The sequence below is a fragment of the Ruminococcus flavefaciens AE3010 genome (assembly GCF_000526795.1).
Classification (GTDB): Bacteria; Bacillota; Clostridia; order Oscillospirales; family Ruminococcaceae; genus Ruminococcus; species Ruminococcus flavefaciens_D.
The window spans coordinates 2878207-2902349 of sequence record NZ_JAGT01000001.1 but is presented as its reverse complement, the minus strand read 5'-3'; the positions used below and the strand labels follow the sequence as shown (position 1 = coordinate 2902349).

The 24143-nt window shown below is 48.4% G+C and carries 24 protein-coding genes; 6 read left to right on the top strand and 18 right to left on the bottom strand.

What is annotated here, in order from left to right:
• Positions 1 to 5 precede the first annotated feature (5 nt).
• The 10 genes from rsmB to N774_RS19640 form a co-directional block, all read right to left on the bottom strand.
• A complete protein-coding gene (gene rsmB / locus N774_RS0112870; RefSeq protein WP_024861630.1) occupies positions 6 to 1298 on the bottom strand; it encodes a 16S rRNA (cytosine(967)-C(5))-methyltransferase RsmB in 1293 nt (430 codons plus the stop codon).
• Positions 1298 to 2056, bottom strand: coding sequence for a zinc metallopeptidase (locus N774_RS0112865; protein ID WP_024861629.1), 759 nt, complete (start codon positions 2054 to 2056; stop codon positions 1298 to 1300). The genes rsmB and N774_RS0112865 overlap by 1 nt, the downstream gene beginning before the upstream one ends.
• Positions 2057 to 2066: 10 nt before the next feature.
• Positions 2067 to 2996 (bottom strand): methionyl-tRNA formyltransferase, encoded by a 930-nt coding sequence (fmt, locus tag N774_RS0112860; RefSeq protein ID WP_024861628.1) that lies wholly within the window; start codon positions 2994 to 2996, stop codon positions 2067 to 2069.
• Positions 2993 to 3463, bottom strand: a complete 471-nt coding sequence (def, locus tag N774_RS0112855) for a peptide deformylase (RefSeq protein ID WP_024861627.1) — start codon at positions 3461 to 3463, stop codon at positions 2993 to 2995. Before def ends, fmt begins: the two co-directional genes overlap by 4 nt.
• Before the next feature lie 18 nt (positions 3464 to 3481).
• Entirely contained in the window at positions 3482 to 5932 is a 2451-nt protein-coding gene (gene priA / locus N774_RS0112850; RefSeq protein ID WP_024861626.1) for a replication restart helicase PriA, read from the bottom strand.
• Entirely contained in the window at positions 5932 to 6141 is a 210-nt protein-coding gene (rpoZ, locus tag N774_RS0112845) for a DNA-directed RNA polymerase subunit omega (protein WP_024861625.1), read from the bottom strand. Before rpoZ ends, priA begins: the two co-directional genes overlap by 1 nt.
• Positions 6134 to 6739, bottom strand: a complete 606-nt coding sequence (gene gmk, locus N774_RS0112840; RefSeq protein WP_024861624.1) for a guanylate kinase — start codon at positions 6737 to 6739, stop codon at positions 6134 to 6136. Before gmk ends, rpoZ begins: the two co-directional genes overlap by 8 nt.
• Positions 6732 to 6989 (bottom strand): DUF370 domain-containing protein, encoded by a 258-nt coding sequence (locus tag N774_RS0112835; RefSeq protein ID WP_024861623.1) that lies wholly within the window; start codon positions 6987 to 6989, stop codon positions 6732 to 6734. The genes gmk and N774_RS0112835 overlap by 8 nt, the downstream gene beginning before the upstream one ends.
• A 4-nt stretch (positions 6990 to 6993) precedes the next feature.
• Positions 6994 to 7872 carry a YicC/YloC family endoribonuclease gene (locus N774_RS0112830; RefSeq protein ID WP_024861622.1) on the bottom strand — a complete coding sequence of 293 codons (879 nt, stop codon included), beginning with the start codon at positions 7870 to 7872 and terminating at the stop codon, positions 6994 to 6996.
• 177 nt (positions 7873 to 8049) lie between these two features.
• Positions 8050 to 10626: a glycoside hydrolase family 48 protein gene (locus tag N774_RS19640; protein WP_024861621.1), complete on the bottom strand. Its 2577-nt coding sequence runs from the start codon at positions 10624 to 10626 to the stop codon at positions 8050 to 8052.
• Between the two features lie 583 nt (positions 10627 to 11209).
• Here N774_RS19640 and N774_RS0112820 point away from each other — a divergent pair.
• The 4 genes from N774_RS0112820 to N774_RS0112805 are packed head-to-tail and all read left to right on the top strand — an operon-like array spanning position 11210 to position 15953.
• On the top strand, positions 11210 to 12256 hold the full coding sequence (locus N774_RS0112820) for an ABC transporter ATP-binding protein (protein ID WP_024861620.1): 1047 nt from the start codon (positions 11210 to 11212) through the stop codon (positions 12254 to 12256).
• 2 nt (positions 12257 to 12258) lie between these two features.
• A complete protein-coding gene (locus N774_RS0112815; protein ID WP_024861619.1) occupies positions 12259 to 13008 on the top strand; it encodes an ABC transporter permease in 750 nt (249 codons plus the stop codon).
• 6 nt (positions 13009 to 13014) lie between these two features.
• On the top strand, positions 13015 to 14580 hold the full coding sequence (locus tag N774_RS0112810; protein WP_024861618.1) for a Gldg family protein: 1566 nt from the start codon (positions 13015 to 13017) through the stop codon (positions 14578 to 14580).
• Positions 14580 to 15953 carry a DUF4340 domain-containing protein gene (locus N774_RS0112805; RefSeq protein ID WP_024861617.1) on the top strand — a complete coding sequence of 458 codons (1374 nt, stop codon included), beginning with the start codon at positions 14580 to 14582 and terminating at the stop codon, positions 15951 to 15953. Before N774_RS0112810 ends, N774_RS0112805 begins: the two co-directional genes overlap by 1 nt.
• Before the next feature lie 30 nt (positions 15954 to 15983).
• Here N774_RS0112805 and N774_RS0112800 read toward each other — a convergent pair whose 3' ends face one another.
• Both N774_RS0112800 and N774_RS0112795 read right to left on the bottom strand, forming a co-directional pair.
• Positions 15984 to 16256: a sporulation transcriptional regulator SpoIIID gene (locus tag N774_RS0112800; RefSeq protein WP_024861616.1), complete on the bottom strand. Its 273-nt coding sequence runs from the start codon at positions 16254 to 16256 to the stop codon at positions 15984 to 15986.
• A gap of 98 nt (positions 16257 to 16354) precedes the next feature.
• Complete coding sequence (locus tag N774_RS0112795; protein ID WP_024861615.1) at positions 16355 to 16795, bottom strand: SpoVA/SpoVAEb family sporulation membrane protein; 441 nt, start codon at positions 16793 to 16795, stop codon at positions 16355 to 16357.
• Positions 16796 to 16936: 141 nt separating this feature from the next.
• On the opposite strand from N774_RS0112795, the gene N774_RS0112790 reads away from it, so the two are divergent.
• Both N774_RS0112790 and nifJ read left to right on the top strand, forming a co-directional pair.
• On the top strand, positions 16937 to 17116 hold the full coding sequence (locus N774_RS0112790; protein WP_024861614.1) for a hypothetical protein: 180 nt from the start codon (positions 16937 to 16939) through the stop codon (positions 17114 to 17116).
• A gap of 438 nt (positions 17117 to 17554) precedes the next feature.
• Positions 17555 to 21082, top strand: coding sequence for a pyruvate:ferredoxin (flavodoxin) oxidoreductase (gene nifJ, locus N774_RS0112785; RefSeq protein WP_024861613.1), 3528 nt, complete (start codon positions 17555 to 17557; stop codon positions 21080 to 21082).
• A gap of 419 nt (positions 21083 to 21501) precedes the next feature.
• Here nifJ and N774_RS0112780 read toward each other — a convergent pair whose 3' ends face one another.
• The 6 genes from N774_RS0112780 to N774_RS0112750 form a co-directional block, all read right to left on the bottom strand.
• The gene (locus N774_RS0112780; protein WP_024861612.1) at positions 21502 to 21930 is read right to left on the bottom strand and encodes a hypothetical protein; all 429 of its coding nucleotides are present in this window, start codon (positions 21928 to 21930) and stop codon (positions 21502 to 21504) included.
• A 21-nt stretch (positions 21931 to 21951) separates the two neighbouring features.
• Positions 21952 to 22383: a hypothetical protein gene (locus N774_RS0112775; protein WP_024861611.1), complete on the bottom strand. Its 432-nt coding sequence runs from the start codon at positions 22381 to 22383 to the stop codon at positions 21952 to 21954.
• Between the two features lie 12 nt (positions 22384 to 22395).
• Positions 22396 to 22602 (bottom strand): helix-turn-helix transcriptional regulator, encoded by a 207-nt coding sequence (locus N774_RS0112770; protein WP_024861610.1) that lies wholly within the window; start codon positions 22600 to 22602, stop codon positions 22396 to 22398.
• Between the two features lie 224 nt (positions 22603 to 22826).
• Entirely contained in the window at positions 22827 to 23150 is a 324-nt protein-coding gene (locus tag N774_RS0112760; protein ID WP_024861609.1) for a hypothetical protein, read from the bottom strand.
• A gap of 2 nt (positions 23151 to 23152) precedes the next feature.
• A complete protein-coding gene (locus N774_RS0112755; RefSeq protein ID WP_024861608.1) occupies positions 23153 to 23632 on the bottom strand; it encodes a hypothetical protein in 480 nt (159 codons plus the stop codon).
• Positions 23629 to 24141, bottom strand: coding sequence for a hypothetical protein (locus N774_RS0112750; protein WP_024861607.1), 513 nt, complete (start codon positions 24139 to 24141; stop codon positions 23629 to 23631). The genes N774_RS0112755 and N774_RS0112750 overlap by 4 nt, the downstream gene beginning before the upstream one ends.
• Positions 24142 to 24143: the final 2 nt, after the last annotated feature.

The window sequence follows — 24143 nt, the reverse complement described above, 5'->3', positions numbered from 1 at the left end:
TCACCTTACTTTTTTCTGAATTTTGCTATGAAGAAGCCGCTTCCGAATTTCGGCGGCATAAGTGTAGCCATTGTGCCGAAGTCTGCTCCCATTAGCTTCGGCAGCTCAACTGCTTCCAGCTCGGGGTGTTCGCGGAGAAGTCTTTCGCAGACCTCCTCGTTCTCAGCCTTTCTCACCGTGCAGGTGGAGTACACGAGAGTACCGCCCTCCGCAAGGTAGTTCAGCGCATTGCACACTATTTTATATTGTATATCGGGGAGCCCCGCAAAGTCTGAGATATCCTTGTACTTTATCTCGGGCTTGCTGCCGATGACTCCCAGTCCCGAGCACGGGACATCGCAGAGTATCTTTGTGAACTTTGGCAGCTCGGAGTTGAACACAGTTGCGTCACCTGCCGCCGCCTTTATATTTTTGAGACCGAGTCTCTCGGCGCCCTTGCGTATAAGCTCCGCCCTCTTTTCGTGAAGGTCGAAGGCGTATATCTGCCCTTTTCCATTCATGAGCTCCGCCATGGTGAAGGTCTTTCCGCCGGGAGCTGCGCATATATCAAGGACAGTGTCCTCCTCCGTGGGTGCAAGGCACATGCAGCACAGCTGTGAGGCAAGTCCCTGAACGTGGAAGAAGCCCTTTCTGAAAGCCTCCGTCGCCGTAACATCGCCGCTTTTCACTGCATAGCAGCAGTCAAAGAGCTTTTCGGCTTCGATACCGCCCAGTGCTGCAAGAAATTCTTCCTCACTACATATATTCGGATTGAGACGCAAAAATGTAACAGATTTTTCAAGAGAAGCTGCCAAAAAGTTCTCCGCCGCTTCTCCGCCGTAGTCGTCGGCGAGACTTTTCACCAGCTCAACGGGAGCGGAGTACTTCACGGAAGCTGCCTTGACAGCGTCCTTGGGGAACTTCAGCTCCTTGCCGCTGCGGATAAAATTCCTGAGCACCGCATTGACCATGCCCGAAGCACTGGTCTTGCGGAACTTCTTGGCAAGAGCCACGCTCTCGTTTACCGCCGCGTTGTCGGGTACGCTGTCCATGTACATTATCTGGTACACGCCGCAGCGCAGTATATTCAGTATTATGCCGTCAAGCTTCCCTATGGGACGTGAGCTGAGGCCGCCGATGATATGATCGAGGGTCAGCTTCCGCTCGATGACTCCGTAGTATATGGCGGAGCAGAGCTTTCTGTCGCGGTCGTCAAGGTCAGAGCCTTTCAGTCCGCTGTCAAGCTGCAGATTTGAGTAGCTGCCGCTTGAAAAGGTCTTGTCAAGAAGCTTTACAGCAAGGTATCGCGAATCTGTCATTATCTTCTTCTGACTGAAAGGAGAAGTCTGAGCAGCTGGAGTATAGATGAGAGAAGTCCTGCTACATAAGTGAGAGCTGCTGCTTTGAGTACCTTGCTCGCATGTGGAACTTCACTTGGTTCAAGTATACCGTCATTTGCAAGAGTTTTGAGAGCTCTGTTGCTTGCGTCGAACTCTACGGGGAGAGTAACTGTCTGGAATATGACTACTGCCGCAAACATTGCGATAGAAAGATAAATAAGACCTGTTCCGATAGTGAGGCTGCTGAGAATACAACCGATTATGAGAACGATATACCAGAGATGTGAACAGATATTGGTAACAGGTACCAGCTTGCTTCTGAGAAGTATAGGACCGTAGTTCTCGGCGTGCTGACATACGTGACCGCACTCATGTGCAGCAACGCCGATAGCCGCTACTGAACGCTGTCCGTAGGTAGAATCGGAAAGTCTTACCACATTTGCCTTTGGGTCGTAGTGATCGCTGAGCTTGCCCTTTACATGCTCGATACGCACATATTGCAGACCGTTTGAATCAAGTATCATTCTTGCCACCTGATCGGCGGTAAGACCTCTTGAATTGGCGATCTTGCTGTACTTATTGAATGTGGACTTTACGTTTATCTGCGCAATGAGCGGGATAATAAGAACAGCGATATAAAGTACGATGTAGATGCCGATATGGTCTCCTGCACCGCGTGTGCCGTAATAGCCATAGTGATAATATCTTGCCAGTGCCATGAACATATTGATATACATAACGTTCTCCTTATCCGAGGATATCGCCCTTTGCGAGCTTCTTTCCTCTTAAAAAGTCCTCTGTTTTCATGCGTTTTTTGCCCTCGGGCTGTACCTCGCGGAATACAACGGCTTTTCCGTCGCCGCACTTCACCGCAAAGCTTGCTGTATCGACTATCGCACCGTTCTCGGCACCGTCGAAGCTGCCCTGAGCTATCTCCGAGCGGAACACCTTCAGGCGCTTGCCCTCCAGCATTGCAAAGCCAGTGACACCGCGTATGGTATTGTGTACCTCAGCGGCGGACTTGCTGAAATCGAGAGCGCTCATCTCCTTGCGTATCATAGGAGAATAGCAGCTGAGACTGTCGTCCTGTACCTCGGGCTTTAACGAGCCTTTTTCGACAGCTTCTATAGTCTCCGCAAGGACTTCGCCGCCCATTGCGGAAAGTCGCGCGTAGAGCTCCTCATAGGTCTCGTTTTCGCCTATGGCTGTGGCTCTCTTTATGAGCATATCACCTGTGTCAAGTCCCTCGCCCATCTGCATTGAGGTAACGCCTGTCTCCTTTTCACCGTTGAGGAGCACCCAGTTTATGGGAGCTGCTCCCCTGTACTTCGGCAGGAGGGATGCGTGGATATTGATACAGCCGTACTTCGGCAGCTCCAGTATCTCCTTGGGGAGTATCTGTCCGTAAGCCGTTACGACTATGAGCTCGGGAGCTATATCGCGGAGTATCCTCATGGACTCCTCTGCGTCGTCGCCTTTTCTCAGTGAAATGGGCTGATAAACGGGTATCCCGTATTCCTCAGCCGCAGCCTTTACGGGAGTGGGGATAAGCTTGTATCCTCTGCCCTTTGGCTTGTCGGGCTGTGTGAACACCGCCGCTACCTCATGGCTGCTCTCTGCAAGAGTGCGCAGGCATGGTACGGCAAAATCGGGAGTTCCCATAAAAACTATTTTCATTGCTTAGTCTCCTCGGGTACGAAGAATTCTTCAACTATCTCGGTGAATACATGGCCGTCAAGGTGGTCGTTCTCATGGCAGGTGCACTGTGCGCCAAGCTCTGTGAAATCGCGCTCGAACCAGTTGCCGTTCCTGTCCTGAGCCTTTAAGTGGCAGCTCATGGGCCTTGTGACATAGCCCCACACATTCGGGCAGGAAAGGCAGCCCTCCTGCACTCTCTGCTTGCCCTCTTTCTTTGTGACCTCGGGGTTGATAGCCTCGATGCTGTCGTTCTCGTCAAGATGCATGATGAATATCCTGCGGCATATGCCTATCTGTGGAGCCGCAAGACCTACGCCCTCAGCCTTGTTGAGAGTCTCGTGCATATCGTCAAGGAGCTGTGCCAGCTTCTCGTCAAACTTCTCCACAGGCTTGCAAACCTTATGGAGCATCTCGTCCTTATCTGTTAAAATCCTTCTGAGTGCCATTTTATCAATCCTTTTCTATTATACGCCCACATCGCCGTTCATATCAGCATAAAGGGCGACGCCTTTCATTTCCTTTAGTTTAGCCGACTCTGTGAGCACCTCACTTATGAAGCCTCTCATTTCGGCACTGTTCTTGCATTTCATTATTATCCTGTAGCGGTACTTGCCGTTTATCCTGCCGTATGAGCAGCGGACCGGCCCCAGTACTCTCACGGGAGTTTTGGGCTGCAAGGCCTTCAGTTTCCCGTTCATCAGCCCCAGTACCGCCTCCGCACCGAGTCTCACGGATATGTCCTCATTTCCCGAAAAGCAGAAAATGCACATATCGCAAAGGGGCGGAAATATCATTGCGCGGCGGATAGCTATCTCCTCATTGTAGAAGCCCTTGTAGTCCTGAGCGGCTGCAAGGTTCATGATGTAGTGCTCGGGGATAAAGGTCTGTAGTACAGCACGTCCCTTGCGCTCACCGCGTCCGCCTCGTCCCACCACCTGAGTGATAAGGGAAAAGGTGCGCTCATAGCTTCGGAAATCTCCCGCGTACAGAGCCTTGTCAACGGAGAGAACTCCCACCAGCGTAACGTTGGGGAAGTCAAGTCCCTTGCCTATCATCTGAGTACCTATCATTATGTCATATTTCCCGTCGCGGAAGTCCGTGAAGTTCTTCTCATAGGAATACCGCGAAAAGGTGGTATCCGCGTCCATGCGGAGTATCCGCGCGGACGGGAAGAATGTGGAAAGCTCCTCCTCCAGCTTCTGTGTGCCGAAGCCCATATTTTTCAGGTGCTTCGAGCCGCAGGACGGGCAGGTATCCACAGGCGGACTTACATATCCGCAGTAGTGACACATGAGCTTGTCGTTTTTCTTGTGGTATGTCAGCGGCACGGAGCAGTTGGGACAGTACACAGGCTGATAGCAGTCGCAGCAGCTTATAATGGTATGATAGCCCCGCCTGTTCAGCAGCAGTATTGACTGCTCGCCGTTTTTCAGGTTAAGGCTTATCTCCTCGGCTAATTTGCGGCTGAATTCCGTGCGGTTGCCCGCCTCTCGCTCAAGGTTCATATCAATGATACTCACCTCGGGCAGGGGTGCATTGCCGTACCTTTCCTTCATTTCCAGAAGCTTATACGCTCCCCTTTCGGCGAGATAATAGCTCTCGATAGAGGGAGTTGCCGAAGCCAGCAGAAGTGCGGAACCATGATATGCACAGCGCTGCTTGGCTATGTCATGTGTGGTATATCTCGGGGAGCTGTCCGACTTGTAGGAGCGCTCGCCCTCCTCATCTATAATAATGAGCCCTATATTGCTCAGCGGAGCAAACACGGCACTTCTTGTACCTATTACTATGTCCGCGTCACCGCGCTTTATGCGCTTGTACTCGTCAAGTCTCTGACCGAGAGAGAGACCGCTGTGGATAACGGCAACTCTTTCGCCGAAAAGCGAGCGGAAGCGTTTCAGTATCTGGGGAGTAAGACCTATTTCGGGAATGAGCAGCATTGCCTGCCGTCCCATTTTCACCGTATCGTCTATGAGCTTCTCAAAGACCGAGGTCTTGCCGCTTCCCGTAACGCCGTGGAGCAGAAATACCGCAGGCTTGCGCTCTCTGAGCTGTGCCAGCACTGCGTCGTGAGCTCTCTGCTGTTCAGCTGAAAGGACTATATCCTCGGGACGTCTTTCCTCGTCCGCGTCGCCCTCAACTCTTCTCAGCACCTCGGCTTCATATTCCTCGGCTGCGCCGCCTGCGCAGAGCCGCTTCACTACGGATTCCGTAACGCCGCACATGTATGCAGCCTCACGTACTGCCGCAGAGCCGTACTCGCTGAGGAACTCAGCCACCTGCTTCTGCTTGGGCGTAAGGTCAAAGCTCTCGGGAGCGCTCATGTACTTGTCGGAAAGCCGCACCATTCTCACAGCCGCGTCGCCCACCGCCTGTCTGAACACGTTGTCCGAGTCCATGGCGCCTGCGTCGCAGAGCTCGTCGGGGAGCCGCCTGCCGTTTTCCATGATATGCTCGTCTATGAGCTGATTCAGCTCCTTATTGTCCGAAGCACATACAAGCCTTTCAAGAAGCTCCGCCGCCGCTGGGGTCAGGGAGTCCCTGCCCGTGAAATTCTTAACAAGCCTGAACGTTTCTTTTGTGCTGACGCTCATTGCAGGGGGAAGCATAGCCTTTACCGCGTCATAGTAGGTACAGAAGGTCTGCTCCCTGAGATAGAGAGCAAGCCGCAGAAGCTCCTCGGAGACAACGGGTTCCTCGTCAACAAGGGACACAAGGGGCTTCAGACGGGCTGTATCGCCCTCTGTGAGGCCCATGACCACGCCTATCCTGCGCTTATTTCCTTTTCCGAAGGGTACCAGCACCCGACAGCCGCAGGCAGTTTTAGCCGCCAGCTTATCGGGTACAGCGTAGCTGAACAGCATATCAAATGAATAGGCTGTTCCGCTGACTGCGACCTCCGCTTTAAGGGGCATTATTCAGTAACTGCGGGAGCTGTGCTCACTATCTTGCACTTGCCGCTTGCAAGCTCCTCAACTGCTGTCTTGACAGGCTTCTCCTCAAGAGTCTCGCCCTTTTCGTAGAGCTCCTCGGAGATCTGTCTTGCACGCTTTGCAACTGCGATAACGAGAGAATAACAGCTCTCATTCTTTGTGATGATCTGGTTTACTGCTGGTCTAAGCATTTTTCAACACCTCATTTATAATATCTCCCGAGTAGTCCACTTTAAGCTTTTCCGCGCGGATGACCGTGAAGAAGTCGCTTATAGCGTCCTCAAGGGCGTCATTGACAATAACGTAATCGTACTTTTCAGCCTGGGATACCTCCCATGTCGCCTTTGATACGCGCTCCTCGATGACCTCGTCGGTCTCGGTGCCGCGCTTTTTCAGTCTGCGGCGGAGCTCGTTAATTGACGGCGGTACAACGAATATAAACACCGCGTCGGGACGCTTCTCGCGTATCTTCATAGCGCCCTGAGGCTCTATTTCAAGGATAACGTTGAGTCCCTGTTCAAGTCTGCCGTCCACCTCGCTGACAAGAGTGCCGTAGAGGTTCTGGCAGTACTCTGCGTGCTCGATAAATTTGCCGTCAGCGATACGCTGCTCGAAGTCCTCGCGGGTAAGGAAGTGGTAATTCACACCGTCCTTTTCGCCCTCACGGGGAGCTCTTGTAGTAGCCGAAACAGATAACGCAAAGCTCTTGTCTTTGAGAATCTCCTCCAGCATAGTACCCTTACCGCAGCCCGACGGCGCGGAAAAAACTATAAGTCTGCCTTTATTCATCTTCGTCGGAACCTCCCGAACCGTTTATTCTTGCCGCAAGAGTGTCCGTGATAAGCGAGGACAGGATAATGTGACCGCTGTCCATTATCATGACGGCTCTTGTTTTGCGTCCGTAAGTTGCGTCAACGGCTCTGCCGTCGTCGCGTGCCTCCTGAACGAGGCGCTTTATGGGAGCAGACTCGGGACTTACAATAGTAACTATCCTGTCTGCCGACACCATATTTCCGTAACCAATATTTATCAGCTTCATAGTCTTATTCGATGTTCTGTATCTGCTCGCGTATCTTCTCGATCTCAGCCTTCATATCAACAACTACCTTTGTGACGTTGAGATCCTGAGCTTTTGAGCCGATGGTATTTACCTCGCGGTTCATTTCCTGCACGATGAAGTCCAGCTTTCTGCCCACAGCCTCGTCACTTGCCAGCATAGTTTCCAGCTGAGCGATATGGCTCCTGAGACGTACAGTCTCCTCGTCGACTGCTATCTTCTCAGCGAATACAGCTGCTTCGGTAACGACTCTCTGGTCGTCGATATCCTTGCCCTCAAGTACCTCGCTGAGCTTCTTGTACAGCCTGTTCCTGTAATTTTCAACTGTCTTGGGAGAGAGCTCCTCCACCTTTGATACCATAGCGAGGATACCCTCAGCCTTTTCGGTAACATCGGCTTTAAGGCGTTCGCCCTCCACCTGTCTCATTTCAACGAAGCGGCGGATAGCCTCGGAGGCAACTGCGGAAACGTCCTCCCACACCTGCTCCTCATCGTCGGGAGTTTTCTGTATATTGAAGATATCAGGGAGCTTCATAAGCTTTGAGAGTGTGATGTCATCCTCAACGCCCAGCTCGTCAGCGATGCTTCTGAGGGCGTCCACATAGCCCTGAGCTGCGCCCTTGTTTACAGCGATCTCAGTATCCTTACCCTCAATGTTGTTGATAGTGACCGAGATCTCAACCTTGCCGCGTGAAATGCCTGTTTTAAGCAAAGCCTTCAGTTTTTCATCTATATAACTGTAAGTTCTGGGAACTCTTGACGAATATTCATAATATCTATGGTTCACGGAGCGAATCTCCACGAGAATATCCCGTCCGTTAAGTATTTGCTGCGCTCTTCCGTAGCCTGTCATACTTCTAAGCACCTTATCGCCTGCTTTCCTGCATATATTTTTTCGCATAGATATGCTATTCTAATATTATAACATTATTCCCGTTAAAATGCAAGCATTTTTCTGAAAATATTGGGAGCTATAAGCCTGCGGTGACATAAAAAAGCTGCACAGCATAAGCCGTGCAGCTTTAATGGTTTTATATACTAATTACTTAGTAGGATCAAGTGAAGCAACCTTCTTGAGGAGGTACTCCTGGATGCGGAGTGCGTCACCTGCAGTTACACCGTCACCGTGCTCAGCAACGTCTGCGTTAGCAAGACCCTGAGCTGTGATAGCCTTAGCATCTGTACCGTCGAGACCGTACTTGTTGGGGTTAGCAAGGCTCTGCATGATAAGAACAACGTCAGACATATCTACGTCGTTATCGCAGTTAGCATCGCCCCATACGCCTGCAGCAGGTGTATTCTTAGTTGTAGTTGTAGGATCGGGAGTTGTTGCTGTTGTTGTAGTTGTTGTAGTTGTAGGAGGTGCTGTTGTAGTTGTTGTAGTTGTTGTCTCACCAGGAGTTGGATCTACTGGCTTAACCTCAGGATAGAGAAGTGCCATAGTACCGTAAGCAACGATAGCGTCACCAGCGTGCCAGAATCTGTGATACTGGAACTGATAGTCCTTGATATCAACCTTTCCGTCGCCGTTGTTGTCATCGCCAACGCCCTCGTCGTACTTCTTAGCAGCCTGCCACATATCGTCCTTCTCGTAGCTCTTACGGATAGATGAGAATGTAGCGCCCGGCTCAAGCTTAGAACCATCAGGCATTGTTCCGCTGTATCCTGTAGGAATATAAACTTCCTCGTGGAATACTCTTGAAAGGCTTCCGTTTGTATCGGTAAATGTAAGACCGATCTCGTCACGTCCCTCGTTGTACTGAGCAGAGAGGAGTCTGTTTGCAAGGTAGAGACCCTTTTCAGCAACAGATGTGCCTTCTTCAGTAGCGAACTTAGGATCTACGCCCTTAGCCTTAGCGTAGTAGATAAGTGTATTACAGAGTGAGGATACGCATCCAACGTCTCCCTGTCCGTAACCGCCGATTGTACATGTGAGCTTCTGGTTAGCAGTCTCACTGTATGTACCTGTCCATGTATCAGGTGTGCAAGTATAGTCTGTGTCGCTGCTGCCCCAGTCAAGAGTTGCAGGGATACAGTATGAATACTTGTGACCTTCCTTATCTGTGTAGTTGAAGTGTGTATTCTCTTCGAACCAGCCGATCCATCTCTCAAGGAGCTTATCAAGAGCCTCATCAAGAGCGAGACCGCCGTACTTCTGACCGCTCTTATCGCCGTTCTTTGTTACATAGTAATAGAGCTCGCAGAGACGCTGTGTTGACCATACCTGGTTACCGATCCAGTGGTTTGAACCAGGATCTGCGTATACAGGATGTGGAACGTAAGCCATATCATAGAATGTAGCGTGGCCTGAAGGATACTCCTCGTAACGACCTCTCCAGCTGTTTGTACAACCGCCTGCGAAAGGACCGTCCTTAGACTGGAGCCACTGATACATTTCGATCTGACGCTTGAGAGACTCCTTATAGTCTGTGTCAGCGTCCTTAGCCTTCATACCGCTGTTGATGCCCTCATCATAGAGAAGAGCGTAAGCAGCGAGAGGATTCTGATAGAACTGATGTGAGTGTGAGCAGCCGATCTGCCAAGCCCAGTCGTAGTTGCCGAGAGCTCCGCCCCAAGCAGTATACCATGACATGAGGTAGTGCTTGGAATCCATACCTGCTGACTCAGATGTGAGCTTTGTATCCTTAGCGATAGCCTTGTAGTACTTATCGAACATATCGTTACGGCACTGGTCACCCATCTTACCTGCAAGACCTGAGATCTCGCCGCAGTCTACGCCGTTCTGATTAGCGAAGTAGATAGCCTGGATAGCACGGTCCTCAGCGTCAGGAGCGTTTGTGAATGAGTACTGCTTTGGTACCTTGCCGATACCGTTGAAGATAGCCTTGATACCGTTTCCGTTATCGCCGCTGCTCTCCATACCGAACTTGAGCTCTTCGAGACAAGGAGCCGGAACAGTCTCGAAACAAGACTCCTGCTCACCTCTCTGGAAGGTATTGATGAATGTGAACTTGCCGCTTCCGCCGAAACCATACCAGTCATCAACGTCAGCCAGCCAGTTCATAAGGTAGTAGCCCTTATCGCTGCTGTATGCAGACTTGAATGCATCGAACATCGGGTTGATAGCATCAACGTTAGGCTGCTTTGTAGGATAATCTGTAGGAAGGTCACCCTCTTCAGCTGTATCAGCCTTGAGTCTTGACTGCTTCCAGATAGAATCATACTTAACGTCTGTTCTGCCTGAAGCTGTTGACCAGCCGGGGATCATAGCCTCCATTGTGTTCCAAGCCTTCTTGATGTCAGAAGCTGTGCCTGAACCCTCGAGAACATCGTGCATAGCTGCCATCCATACGATGTATGACATAGCCTCAGAAGTTGTCTCATGACCGTAGTCAGGAGCCTCAACGATGAATGTCTCTACTGAATGGTAAGGGATTCCGAAGCCCGAACCGTTAGTCTGCTTGCTGAGATAGCCGTTGGACTGACCGTTTGTGATAACGTCTTCATAGAGTGAATCGAACATCTCTTTGTAAGAGCCGTTAGACTTAGCAGCCTCTGTTGTAGCAGCAGCTGATGCCATAGCCGGAACAACAGCGGAAGCAGACATTGCAGCAGCAAGAATGCCTGCTGCGAGAGCCTTATTCTTTTTGCTTATCATTGTTTTTTACCCCTCTCTGTAGTATAGGTTTAAAAATGGTTAATTGCCCCCAGAAAGGCGTACTTTCGGGGAGCGCATACGAAAATACTTCGTACACTGTGTGTATTTTCACGCAGACTACACACAATTCTCAAACTATTTTCAAGAATTATTATATCCCACGTTTTAATTTGTGTCAACAGTTTAGGGTGTTTTACCATTTAGGCAAAGTCATTTTTGTTGCAATGCACACAATAGCAAATCCATTTTTGTACATTTTGTCCACTCGAAAAATCCAAGGTTTTCCTGATATATTAACGAGATATTAACAAATTTCGCACACAAACTAAAAGCCAAAAACATTCATCTCAAACTCAATAATCTCTCACCAAATCCACACACTTCGGCGATAATATATACTTGCTGCTATTTGTCCGTACAGCATCGGATCCTCAGCCAACGCTGTTGGAATTAACATTTTATTCATATTTTGTTAATCTCACGTTAATATTATTCTGCAATAATATAGCAGTATGCTATAATAGGCAATAGTACACTATTTTATATTAAATATTTGATTTTTAAGATCAGAAAGGAGCGCCTCATGGTCACTATTGAAAATCTTACCAAGTATTACGGCAGCAACCGCGCTGTCAATCATATAAGCTTTACAATAAACGATAATGAGATCCTCGGTTTCCTCGGTCCCAACGGAGCGGGCAAATCGACTACCATGAACATGATAGCAGGCTATCTGCCCATGTCCGACGGAACTGTCAGCATCTTCGGCGCAGACATAACAAAGGAGCCCGTCAAGGCAAAGAAGAATATCGGCTATCTCCCCGAGATACCTCCCGTGTATCCCGATATGAAAGTCAAGGAATACCTCTCATTCTGCGCAGGACTAAAGCAGGTCCCAAGAGGCAAAAGAAAAGACGAGATGGAACGCGTTATGAAGCTTCTGAAAATAAAGGACGTTGAGGGCAAGCTCATACGCAACCTCTCAAAAGGCTACAAGCAGCGCGTCGGTTTTGCTCAGGCGCTTCTGGGCAATCCCAAGTTCCTTATCCTCGATGAGCCTACTGTCGGTCTCGACCCCAATCAGGTAGCAGAGGTCCGCGCTATCATCAAGGACCTGAAAAAGGAGCACTCCGTAATATTCAGCTCCCATATCCTCAGCGAGGTAAGCGCTGTATGCGACCGCGTTGTCATAATCAACAAGGGCGACATCAGAGCTATCGACACCATTGAGAATCTGGAGAAGTCCTTTGCCACATCGCTCACTCTCCATATGAAGATCAAGGGCGACAGGTCAAAGGCAGCCTCCGTTATCGAGCTCACAAAGGGCGTAAAGGAAATCACTGCCATCGATGACGAGGGCAGCAGTATCTACGCCTTTACAGTTCAGCTGGAGGGCGACTTTGACTCAGTCAGGGATTCCATTATGGCTGAATGCCTCAAAAACGGCATAAGCATTCTTGAGATATATGCGGACAAGCCAAACCTCGAAAGCGTATTCATCGAGCTCATAAACCGCCCCGTAAAGAAGTCGGGACTTGAGGAACTCCTTGAAGAGACTCCCGACGAGTCGGGCAGTGAGGGCGCCGAGGACGAGTCCCGCGAAAACGAAGCAGAAAAGGAGGAAGAATAATCATGTTTCCTATTTATAAGAAGGAGCTGCAATCTTTCTTCTACACTCCTTTCGCTTACGCTATAGCAGCACTTTTCCTGCTGCTCTTTGCACTTCCTATGGCAAACCTCATCAGTGACCTTGGCAAAGAGGGCTCAGTCAGTGCAGACACCGTGCCATTCTCATTTACCGAGATGTTCTACTCGGTAATACTCTACTTCATATTCCTGCTGCCTATCCTCACCATGAGGACATTCGCAGACGAGCGCAAGAACGGCACAGAGGTGCTTCTCATGACCTCTCCCGTCAGCGTGGCAAAAATAGTCATTGCCAAGTTCCTTGCAAACGTCACCGTATACCTCTTCATGCTGGCAGGAACACTTTCATTCCCCATCATCACGGCAATGAAGGGCGAGGTCGTAATGAGCCAGCTCATATGCGCCTACATAGGCATCTTCTGCTGGGGACTCATGTACATTGCACTGGGCATGCTCATTTCCGCACTTACCGAGAACTCCATACTGGCAGCTATCATCGGTGAAGTAGTAATGTTCATACTCCTCTTCATCGACGACTTTGCAAACTCGGGCTTCATGTCCCAGTTCCCCAAGGCACAGTCTGTGCTCTACGCATTTGCGGCTCAGCCAAGATTCGCATATTTTTCAGAGGGCTTCATCAGACTTTCTGATCTTACCTTCTTCGCATCGGCAGTAATAGTACTTCTCATATGGACATACATAGCCATTGAGAAAAGACGCTGGAACAGGGGGTAAGCTGCAATGAAAAAGAAAAAACTCAATCTTTCGGGCACTGTGGCTTTCATCACAGCGCTCCTTGTACTGGTGATATTCATCCCCATAAATCTTATCGTAAGCTATTACGACAAGGGCTTTGATATGACGCCCTCGGGCAAATACACACTCAACGAAAAGACAGTGCAGCTCCTTGACGAGACTGCCGACCAGCATATCGACATCTACGGTCTCTACGAGCTTGAAGAATTCAAGCGCTCCGAGAACTCCGAGTACCTGCCTCTTTATCACACACTGACCCAGCTGGAACAGCGCGACAATATCACTCTCACCTGCTTCCAGCCTGACGAGAACGCAGCTCTCTCAAAGGAGCTCGACCCCGAAGGCTATCTGGGCATCGAAAAGGGCGATACCTTCGTCAAGTGCAACGGCGTTATCAAAAAGATAAGCCGCAAAAAGGTGTTCCAGACAGGCGCCGACGACTCAAAGCAGTACGCTGGTGAGGAGCTCCTCGCAGCAGCCATTAAGACCTGCTCAAGCGGTTCACTCCCCACGGTCTACTTCCTCACGGGACACGGCGACAAGACTATCGGCACTAACTTCCCCGAGTTTGCTGCTATCCTCAAGACCAACAACTACGATGTTCAGGAGCTCGACCTTGACGAAGCGGGAGCAGTTCCCGACAACGCAAAGATAATCTACCTTGCAGGTCCCACCGAGGACATCACAGCCAAGGAAAAGGACCTTCTCCTTGAATATGCCGATAACGGCGGCGCAATGTCATTCCTCATCGACCCCTGTGACACAGAGGGACGCTTCTACAACATAGAAGCTGTCATGGAGGAATTCGGACTTGTCCTCGACTACAACATCGTTACCGAGACAACTCCCGCAAATATGCTTGACGATCCAGACCAGAACCAGAGCGAGAATTATCTCCGCGTAGAGTATCCCGCAGGCTCACAGGTCAACAGCGAATTCACACAGGATCTCACCACAGACCTGAACACTCTCATAAGCAACTCCGTCCCTATCAACGGCTATACGCTTATTTCAGGTATCTCCTACCCCAGAAGCCTTACCGAGATACCCGAGGATTCATTCCCTGCCGCTTCCTATATAGAGCGTGCATCCATAATCAAAAACACCACAGGTCTTGACGGCTCATATACCACTGTCAGCAAGGCAATGGGCGGCGACGAGATAACCGCAAAGGAAGCTGATGAAAAGCTCAGCGGCATAGATCTCGACTTCGGCTACTACTCATACAACAAAAAGACAGGCGCAAAGCTTGTGGTAATAGGAACAACAGCTCCTATCGACACACCAAGATGTACTCCTACAGTGGAGATACCAAAGAGCAAGCAGAAGGCTCTCAGCTCCAGCGGTACAAGAATGCTGACAGTATTCAGCAACACATGGCTCTACGACAGCGAGATAGAGTTCGGCGTGGGCAACAAGATAAACGCATATGACTATATGAAGTTCAGCGACAGCAGCGACGCTACAAAGACCATTGTCGCCCTGTTCATCACACCTGTTGTCATTGTGCTCTTCGGTCTTGCAGTATGGCTTAAAAGGAGAAATTCCTGATGAAAAAACCTATAATCGCACTGATCGTTCTTGTTTTGGCAGCAGCAGGCTCTATAGGAGCTTTCCTCGCTGTCAAGAACAAAAATGATAAAGAAAATCAGCAGAAAAAGGAAGCTTTAGCCGCCAATGTGCTTTTCAGCTTTGATTCCGACAGTCCTACAAAGCTGACATTTTCAAAGGACGGCGAGACATATGTCTGCGAGAACAAGGACGGCATATGGACTCTGAGCACAGGAGAGTTTCCTGTTGACCAGACCTACTGTCAGCTTATATGCACCTATACCTCAAACCTTGAAGCCGTTGAAAACTACGGCGAGATAACAGACGAAAAGCTTGCAATGTACGGACTTGACTCCCCTGACACCGTAGAGATAACAGAGCCCAAGGGCACTCACGTTATACACATCGGAGATCAGAGCCCGACGAGAAATTACTACTACGTTACCGTTGAGGGCAGGAACGACGTCTATGCTGTCGAAGCAATGCAGGGCAGCGTGCTGAAGCTTGACAAGCTCCTTATCAAAAACAAGGAGCTCCTGCCGTACACGCTTTACGACCTGAAGGAGGTCACCACCTACAAGGACGGCAAAGTCCTCTGCGATCTCACCTATGATGAAGAAAGCCAGACATGGTCACTTCCCAAGGAGTATGACCAGCTCGATCTTGACCAGACTCAGGTAACGGCAGAGTTCAACAACATAGTCCGCCTTGAAGCTGAGGATATGATGGACGAAAAGCTTGACGACCTTTCAAAGTACGGCTTCGACAAGCCCTACGGCGAGGCTGTTGTAAAGGGTATCGACGGCACAGAGCGAAAGCTCCTTATAAGCGTAGATGAGACCGAGCCCACTTACTGCTATGTCCTTGTGGACGGCGAACAGGTTGAGAAGTACTACACACAGGATATGCACTTCACACAACTCCTGCCATATGATTATATCTCGCAGGACTATATCGCAGCACAGAGCTATAATGTAAGCAGCTTCAAGCTGAAATACAACAATATAGACATCAGTGCAGAGCTCGATCTTGATAACAGCAAATGCACCGTAAACGGAAAGGAAGTTGACCTCAATACCAACGAGAACTACGTTGCATTCGACAACTTCTTCAATTCCATGTCCATATTCAAATTCAAAGGCACAGACGTTAATGCAAAGCCCGAGCTGAAGGATGCCGAATTCACAGCAGAGTTCACGCTCAAAGAGGGCGGCACAAGAAAGATGGAGCTTGTCAAGGGCGAGGATACATACTATTATGTATTCCGCGACGGCAAATACACAGGCGCCTATATCGAAGAATCAATGCTCACGGGAAGAAATTCACTGAGCGAATTCTTCATCAAGTTCCGGAAGCTGGCAGGCATTGAGTAACACAAAAGCAGCACCCAAGGGTGCTGCTTTTTATTTATATTTTCTTTTGCGGTATGAGATCTCCGCATACTTCCTCTTGGTGGCAAGACCGCCGCGGATATGACGTTCCTGCTTGTTTATTTCAAGTATATCCTTCACACGCGCATACAGCTCGGGATCTTCGGTACGGAGCCGTTCGCTGACGTCCTTATGTACGGTGCTTTTTGAGATGCCGAAATAATTGGCTGCGGCACGGACCGTGGTCTTGTTTTCGGTAATATATCTTCCGAGCATGACCGCCCGTCCCTCTTGCTGGATCTTCAAGCTCATCACCTCTTTTCATAACATTTATTAATGTATATGTCACGAAAAAAGTGATTATTATCGAACCTGTATGTATCGGCGGATATTATCCGCCTGTGCTAACGGCTCATGAAATAGTATATCAGTCCGTATACCGCAGCTGCCGAACAGCCGAAGAGTATAACAGGTCCTGCTATGGTGAATATCTTTGCTCCCACGCCGAGAACAAGTCCCTCTGAACGAGCTTCGATAGCCGCCGAGCTTATGGCATTTGAGAAGCCCGTTATGGGTACGAGCGTTCCTGCTCCTGCGTGCTTTGCAAGCTTTGAATACCAGCCGAAGCCCGTACATACCGCGCTTATGCCCACAAGTATTATGGAAGTCCATGTGCCTGCCTCTGTTCGGTCAAAGCCGTATGCTTCAAGGACAGAAAGTATTATCTGCCCCAATGCGCAGATAGCTCCGCCCACTAAAAAAGCCGCCGTGATATTGACCCTGTAGTTTGACTTGGGAGAAGCCTGCCGCGTCATATCGCCGTAAAGCTCTGGTGTGATCTTCATATTATCAGCTCCTTTTACGGTAGTATCTGCGGCTTTACGGATATTATTCAAAAAAGCAAGGGCGGATAATATCCGCCCCTACAGTATGTCATTTTCAGTTTTATCGTATGGCTTGGGACGTCGAGGACGCCGTACCCTACAATGTTTTTCATCATAAGTGCCGTAAGCGATGTACAAGTAAGGGCGTTTGTAAGAGTAAGCGAGCTTGCAAGCGTCAACGTGGTCAGGCAGCGCGGGCTCCGCGCCGAGCGTCAACGCGGCAAGGGTGCAGCGTCACGCTGCAAAAAAAAAATGCAGGGCATAATGCCCTGCTTGTCTTAGATAAACAGATAAAAATAAATATGTGTAGAACAAAAGAAAGGAGACAACAAAACGAGTGTTAATAATTAAAGATTATTTAACACTGTAGTTATTATACCTTATTTCTGACTTTCCGTCAAGTAAAATCACCAACTTTTGTCAAAGTGCACAACTTTATCGCCTCTTTATACGTCACATTTCATAAGAATACATCTCAAAATCCTGACAGCTGTATATCTTTTACGGCTCCCCGAACTCATCATGCCGATCATTTCCCATAATATAGGCAAATTGCCAAAAAGAAGCCTGATAATTTTGTAACAACTCAGCAAAAAAAGTGTTTACAAAAATCTCGATCTGTGGTATAATATTTCACAGTAGTTATATATGGTTAACGTTATCACCCGCTGACCATTTCTATAACCCAATTAATCTTTCAGGAGGTATATTCCTATGGCAATCAAAAGAAAAATGAAAACAATGGACGGTAATAATGCCGCTGCATATGTTTCTTACGCCTTCACGGAAGTTGCCGGTATCTATCCGATCACACCTTCCAGCCCGATGGCAGACTATGTTGATCAGTGGTCCGCTCAGGGTGTCAAGAACATTTTCGGCACAACCGTTAAGGTTGAGGAGATGCAGTCTGAGGCAGGTGCAGCAGGTACTGTTCACGGTTCTCTGAACGCAGGTGCTCTTACCACAACCTATACTGCTTCTCAGGGTCTGCTCCTCATGATCCCGAATATGTACAAGATCGCCGGTGAGCTGCTCCCATGCGTATTCCACGTTTCTGCTCGCTGCGTTGCTTCTCACGCACTGAACATTTTCGGTGACCACTCCGACGTTTACGCTTGCCGTCAGACAGGTTTTGCAATGCTCGCTGAGACAAATCCGCAGGAAGTAATGGATCTTGCTGCTGTTGCTCATCTTGCATCTATCAAGAGCCGCGTTCCTTTCATCAACTTCTTCGACGGTTTCCGTACATCTCACGAGATCCAGAAGATCGAGACATGGGATTACGAGGATCTGAAGGAAATGTGCGATATGGATGCTGTAAAGGCATTCCGCGACCGTGCTCTTAATCCTGAAAAACCAACAATGCGCGGTTCTCACGAAAACGGAGATATCTTCTTCCAGCACCGTGAGGCTTGCAACTCCTACTACAATGCTGTTCCCGGTATCGTTGAGGAGTACATGGGCAAGGTTAACGAAAAGCTCGGCACTGACTATAAGCTCTTTAATTACTACGGTGCAGCTGACGCAGAGCGCGTAATCGTTGCAATGGGCTCTATCTGTGACGTTGCTGAGGAAGTTATCGACTACCTGAACAAGAAGGGTGAGAAGGTCGGTATCGTTAAGGTTCGTCTGTTCCGTCCTTTCTCAGCTGAAAAGCTCGTTGAGGCTATCCCTGCAACAACAAAGACAATCGCTGTACTCGACAGAACCAAGGAGCCGGGCTCTCTCGGTGAGCCTCTCTACCTCGATGTAGTTGCAGCTCTCAATGCTACAGGCAGAAACGGTATCAAGGTTATCGGCGGCCGTTACGGTCTCGGTTCCAAGGATACTCCTCCTGCATCTGTATTTGCTGTTTATGCAGAGCTGGCAAAGGCTGATCCTAAGCCGCAGTTCACACTGGGTATCGTTGACGATGTTACAAACCTCTCTCTCGCTGAGGAGGATGCTCCCAACACAGCAGCAGAGGGCACTATCGAGTGCAAGTTCTGGGGTCTCGGCGGCGACGGTACTGTTGGCGCAAACAAGGACTCTATCAAGATCATCGGCGACCACACTGACAAGTACGTTCAGGCTTACTTCCAGTATGACTCAAAGAAGACAGGCGGTATCACTATCTCACATCTGCGTTTCGGTGATAAGCCTATCAAGAGCCCTTACTACATCAACAAGGCTGACTTTGTTGCCTGTCACAACCCATCATACATACTCAAGGGCTACAAGATGGTCAACGACGTAAAGCCCGGCGGTGTATTCCTTATCAACTGCCAGTGGAAGCCCGAGGAGCTCGAGCAGCACCTTACAGCTGACACAAAGCAGTATATCGCAAAGAACAATATCCAGCTCTATCTGGTTAACGCAATCGACCTTGCTCAGGAGATCGGTCTTGGCAAGCGTACAAATACAATTCTCCAGTCTGCATTCTTCTCACTTTCAAAGGTTCTCCCAGAGGCTGAGGCAATCGGCTACATGAAGGAGAAGGCTCAGAAGTTCATGAAGAAGGGTATCGAGATCGTTCAGATGAACGAGAAGGCTATCGACGCAGGCGCAAACGCTTATGTCAAGGTAGATGTTCCTGCTGAGTGGGCAAATGCTGTTGATAACTCCAAGCCTGCTAAGCTCGAGGGCGCAGAGAAGCTCGTCAAGATGGTTGAAGGCATCATGAACCCTGTAGGCAAGATGCTCGGCGATACACTTCCTGTTTCTGCATTCTCAGATCACGTTGACGGTACATTCGAGCAGGGTGCTTCCGCATACGAGAAGCGCGGCGTTGCTGTTATGGTTCCCGAGTGGAATCAGGATACATGCGCAAAGTGTAACAAGTGTTCATTTGTTTGCCCTCACGCAACTATCCGTCCTTTCGCTCTGACAGAAGCTGAGGCAGCTGCTGCTCCTGAAAACATCAAGATCGCTCCTAAGCCGATCGTAAAGAGCGACTACAAGTATACACTTGCTATTTCCGCTATGGACTGCATGGGCTGCGGCGTATGTATCGGTGTCTGCCCGACTAAGTCTCTCAAGATGGTTCCAAGAGAGTCTCAGGAGCCACAGCAGGCAGTATTCGATTACTGTGTTGCAAAGGTTACAGAGAAGACAGATGTAGCAACAGATGCTAACGTTATTTCCAGCCAGTTCAAGAAGCCTCTTCTTGAATTCTCAGGTTCATGCGCAGGCTGTGCTGAGACTTCATATGCAAGACTCATCACTCAGCTCTTCGGTTCAAGAATGTATATTTCCAACGCAACAGGATGTTCTTCGATCTGGGGCGGTCCTGCTGCAACTTCACCATATACTGTTGATGCAAACGGTCACGGTCCTGCATGGGCTAACTCACTGTTCGAGGACAACGCTGAGCACGGTCTCGGTATGTATCTCGGTCAGAAGGCTATCCGTGAGAGACTCATCGAAGAAGTCAAGGAGATCGCTGCAAGCGACAAGGCAACTGCTGAGGTAAAGGCTGCTGCTGACGAGTACCTTGCAACAGTTAACGACGGCGCAAAGAATACAGCTGCAACAGCTGCACTCGTTGCTGAGCTCGAAAAGTGTGACTGCAAGTGCGATAAGAAGACAGATATCCTTGAAAACAAGAACTACCTCTCCAAGAAGTCCGTATGGATCTTCGGCGGTGACGGCTGGGCTTATGATATCGGTTTCGGTGGTCTTGACCACGTTCTCGCTACAGGCGAAGATGTAAACATCATGGTATTCGATACCGAGGTTTACTCAAATACAGGCGGACAGGCTTCCAAGTCATCCAACATCGGTCAGGTCGCACAGTTCGCAGCAGCAGGTAAGGCAATCGCTAAGAAGCGTCTTGCTGATATCGCTATGAGCTACGGCTACATCTATGTTGCACAGATCGCTATGGGTGCTGATATGAACCAGACACTCAAGGCAATCAAGGAAGCTGAGTCTTATCCGGGCCCATCACTCATCATCGGCTATGCACCTTGTGAGATGCACTCTATCAAGGGCGGTATGACTAACTGTCAGGCTGAGATGGAGAAGGCTGTTAAGTGCGGCTATTGGAACAACTTCCGTTATGATCCTCGTCTGGCTGCTGAGGGCAAGAACCCATTCCAGCTGGATTCCAAGGCTCCTACAGAGTCTTATCAGGACTTCATCATGAACGAGGCTCGTTACAGCGCACTCACACGTTCATTCCCAGACCGTGCTAAGGAGCTCTTTGCTAAGGCTGAGGAGACTGCAACAAACCGTTACGCTTACCTCACAAAGCTCGCTGAGAAGTAATTAAAGCAGCGTGACGGCGCGGTGTCCGCGCTGCCTTGCCACGTTGACGCTCGCAAGCTCGCTTACTCTCTGCAAAACGGAAAGTCTGCTTTCGCTTACGGCAGTTTAACGTGTACTATGTACAAACGAATATAAAATTACTCCCCGATACGAACAGGTATCGGGGAGTTTCTTCTTATCACATAAACTCAGCTAAACTTATGAAAGGGATTCCAAAGGGTTAACAACCCTTTGGCAGAGTCCAGAGGCAGCGCCTCTGGCAGGGTTTGGGGCAGAGCCCCAAATACGGCAGGCGCTCCGCAAGAGGTGAATTCAAAAACAGTCCGGTGGACTGTTTTTGAAGAGGAGACGCCCTGCAAGTGAGGGCGTCTCCTGAAATACTATCTCCCCGATACGAACAGGTATCGGGGAGTTTTATTTTACATCTTCTTATTAAAATAAGCAAGCGAACCAAGATAAATAAGGACATATATCCCTGAAGCAGCGGCAAGCGTATAGGCAACGGTATCGTTAATATATGAAGCTGCCATCATACCTATACAGAACAGAAATATCGTAAACAGCGCCGTGAAGTTGGCAGCCTTGAGCTGTATGGAGATAACACGCTCATCGGTATTGCGGATATACCATTCTTTTAAGGCTTTTTCGTCCCTGAACGCTTTTTTCATACGCATTATATTCATGACCAATACTATTATACCTGTGGAAAAGAAGCCGATATTCGTATCTCCGTGAAGGACTTTCCTGTGCTCCAGTATCTTTAGAACAATAAATATGATCAACAATACGACTATCAATATCCTGCACAGCATTATCTTTGTTTTAAGTTTGCTTCTGAATTCTTCCATGATTAGCCTCCTTATCCCGCCTTACATCTTCTTATTGTAATATGCAAACACAAGAACCGTTATCAATGAACTTGCAGTCAATTCAATAAAAAGAGCAGTGCTCACTGTTTGGCTGAAAAAACCTGTTACCAGAATAGCCAGTCCCGTACCCACAAGATTTATGATTGAAGCTGTACGCATGGTCTCCTTGGAAATCTCGATGTTTCGCTCGTCGGTGTTCTTTATGTACTCTGCTTTCAGCTTGCTCTCGCTGCGGAGCAGTATCAGATACTTTATCATCAAAAATACCGCAATAACTATAATGCCCGTATAAACACCAGATATCATACCCCGCGAATAGGCAGGAACATCCTTGATAAGGTAACTCAGCAGCCAGTATATTGCAGAACCCGAACCGCATAGCATAAGGCATAAATAAAATCTTCTCTGTATCTTTTTCTTGAAATTCTCCATAATGTTTCTCCTTTATAAGTTCTCCTCGCCCTCGAATATGAACAGCTCCTCGATAGTAACGCCGAAGAACTGCGCCGCCTTGTGAGCCAGCGTGAGTGACGCATTGTATTTTCCGTTTTCAAGTGATATTATAGTCTGCCGCGTGACGCTGAGGACGTCCGCAAGCTCCTGCTGCGTGACCTTTCGGGCTTTCCGCAGCTCCTGTATCTTATTTTTCAAACCATCACCCTCTCTTACAAGAAGTAAAGTTAACTTTACAATATTAGTATAGCACGCTTTACATTTCTTGTCAAGCTCACTTTACATATTTTTATTTTTTAACATAAAATCTCCCCGATACTTGTTTGTATCGGGGAGTTTCATTTTATTGTATGGGACGGCGTCCTCGACGTCCCATTGGTTATATAATGTGTTTTGCGGAACGGCGAGGGCTCCGTTCCCTGCTAAGCGCAGCTGCATTCATGATGTCCGGGTCCCATACAGCTTTCAAATATAGCATGCAATATACCTTCTAATATAGCATCACCTATTTTAGGAATTATCTCCGCCATAATAACACTAAAAACCAGACACAAAACAATCAATCCACAAATAACAAATATTGTTTTTGCTGAAACTGTCACATTTTCAGTGCTTTTTTTCAGCTTTTCTACTCGTTTTTTGTATTCATCTGTTCGGGATCTTTTATCATTTTTCTCGCTGCCATAGAATATAATAATTATTGCAACTATAATAACAAAAAGTATTTCCAGCGTTAAAGACGGCATATTCAGCCCTTCTTTCTGTACTGTATCCTCTTGACGATATAGAGTATCTGCCAGAATATCATCAGCGGAAAAACAGGGATAAGCGCTCCGAATATAATAACTCCGTACCATACTAAATATTCATAGAAGGCTTCTCCGCCATAGGTCGTAGAATACATGAACGTAAAGCCGTCCGTCATACCGTAAAAGGAATATATCAACAGCAGCACAAAGGGCAGGAACGACAGCAGAAAGCTGCACTTATACAGCTTTGATATAGGCTTCTCCCCTGCCTCTGCACGTTTTCTCAGTCTCCATGAGACCAGAACAGCAGCTACACCGAATAACGACAGGAATATACCCCAGAATGACACCACCATTGTCTCATCATCAAGCTCACCGAGTCCTTTTTCCAATTCAATCCACGAATACAGGAAAAATGATACAGCAAGAACTCCGCAGCTGCCGAATATGCCCAATAAATACTTTTCATACTTTTTCATAAGCTCATCTCCTTATTCTGAACGCTTGCTGTCATTGCAGTCTTTTTAGCCTTGTGACGCGTTACCAGATATATTACCTGCCATATGATACAAAGGGGCAGAACAGGGATTATAAATATGCCGCCGAAAACAACTGCTAACAAAAATCCGTCCAGTCCGTAGTTTCTCGACCACAGAAAATCAATACCGAAAAACGCACCGTACATTCCGTAAAGCATGACAAGTGAGAACGGCACAAATGATATCACGAACCATATCTTGTCAGCCTTTGTAATGCCAACCGCTTTTCTTTTTTTCCTTTTTAAGATAGCGTGAACGATAAAAACTGTTATCAGACCTATCACTGATAATGCAAGAATCAATCCGTATTCAGAGAATATCGGATAAGTAAAATAACTTAAAAATCCTCCGCTGAAGCCATAGATCATTCCTCTTTTGATACAATGGGCAAGATATACGAATATACCCAGACCAAATAAACCTATAAGAACCTTTTCCACCTTATTCATAA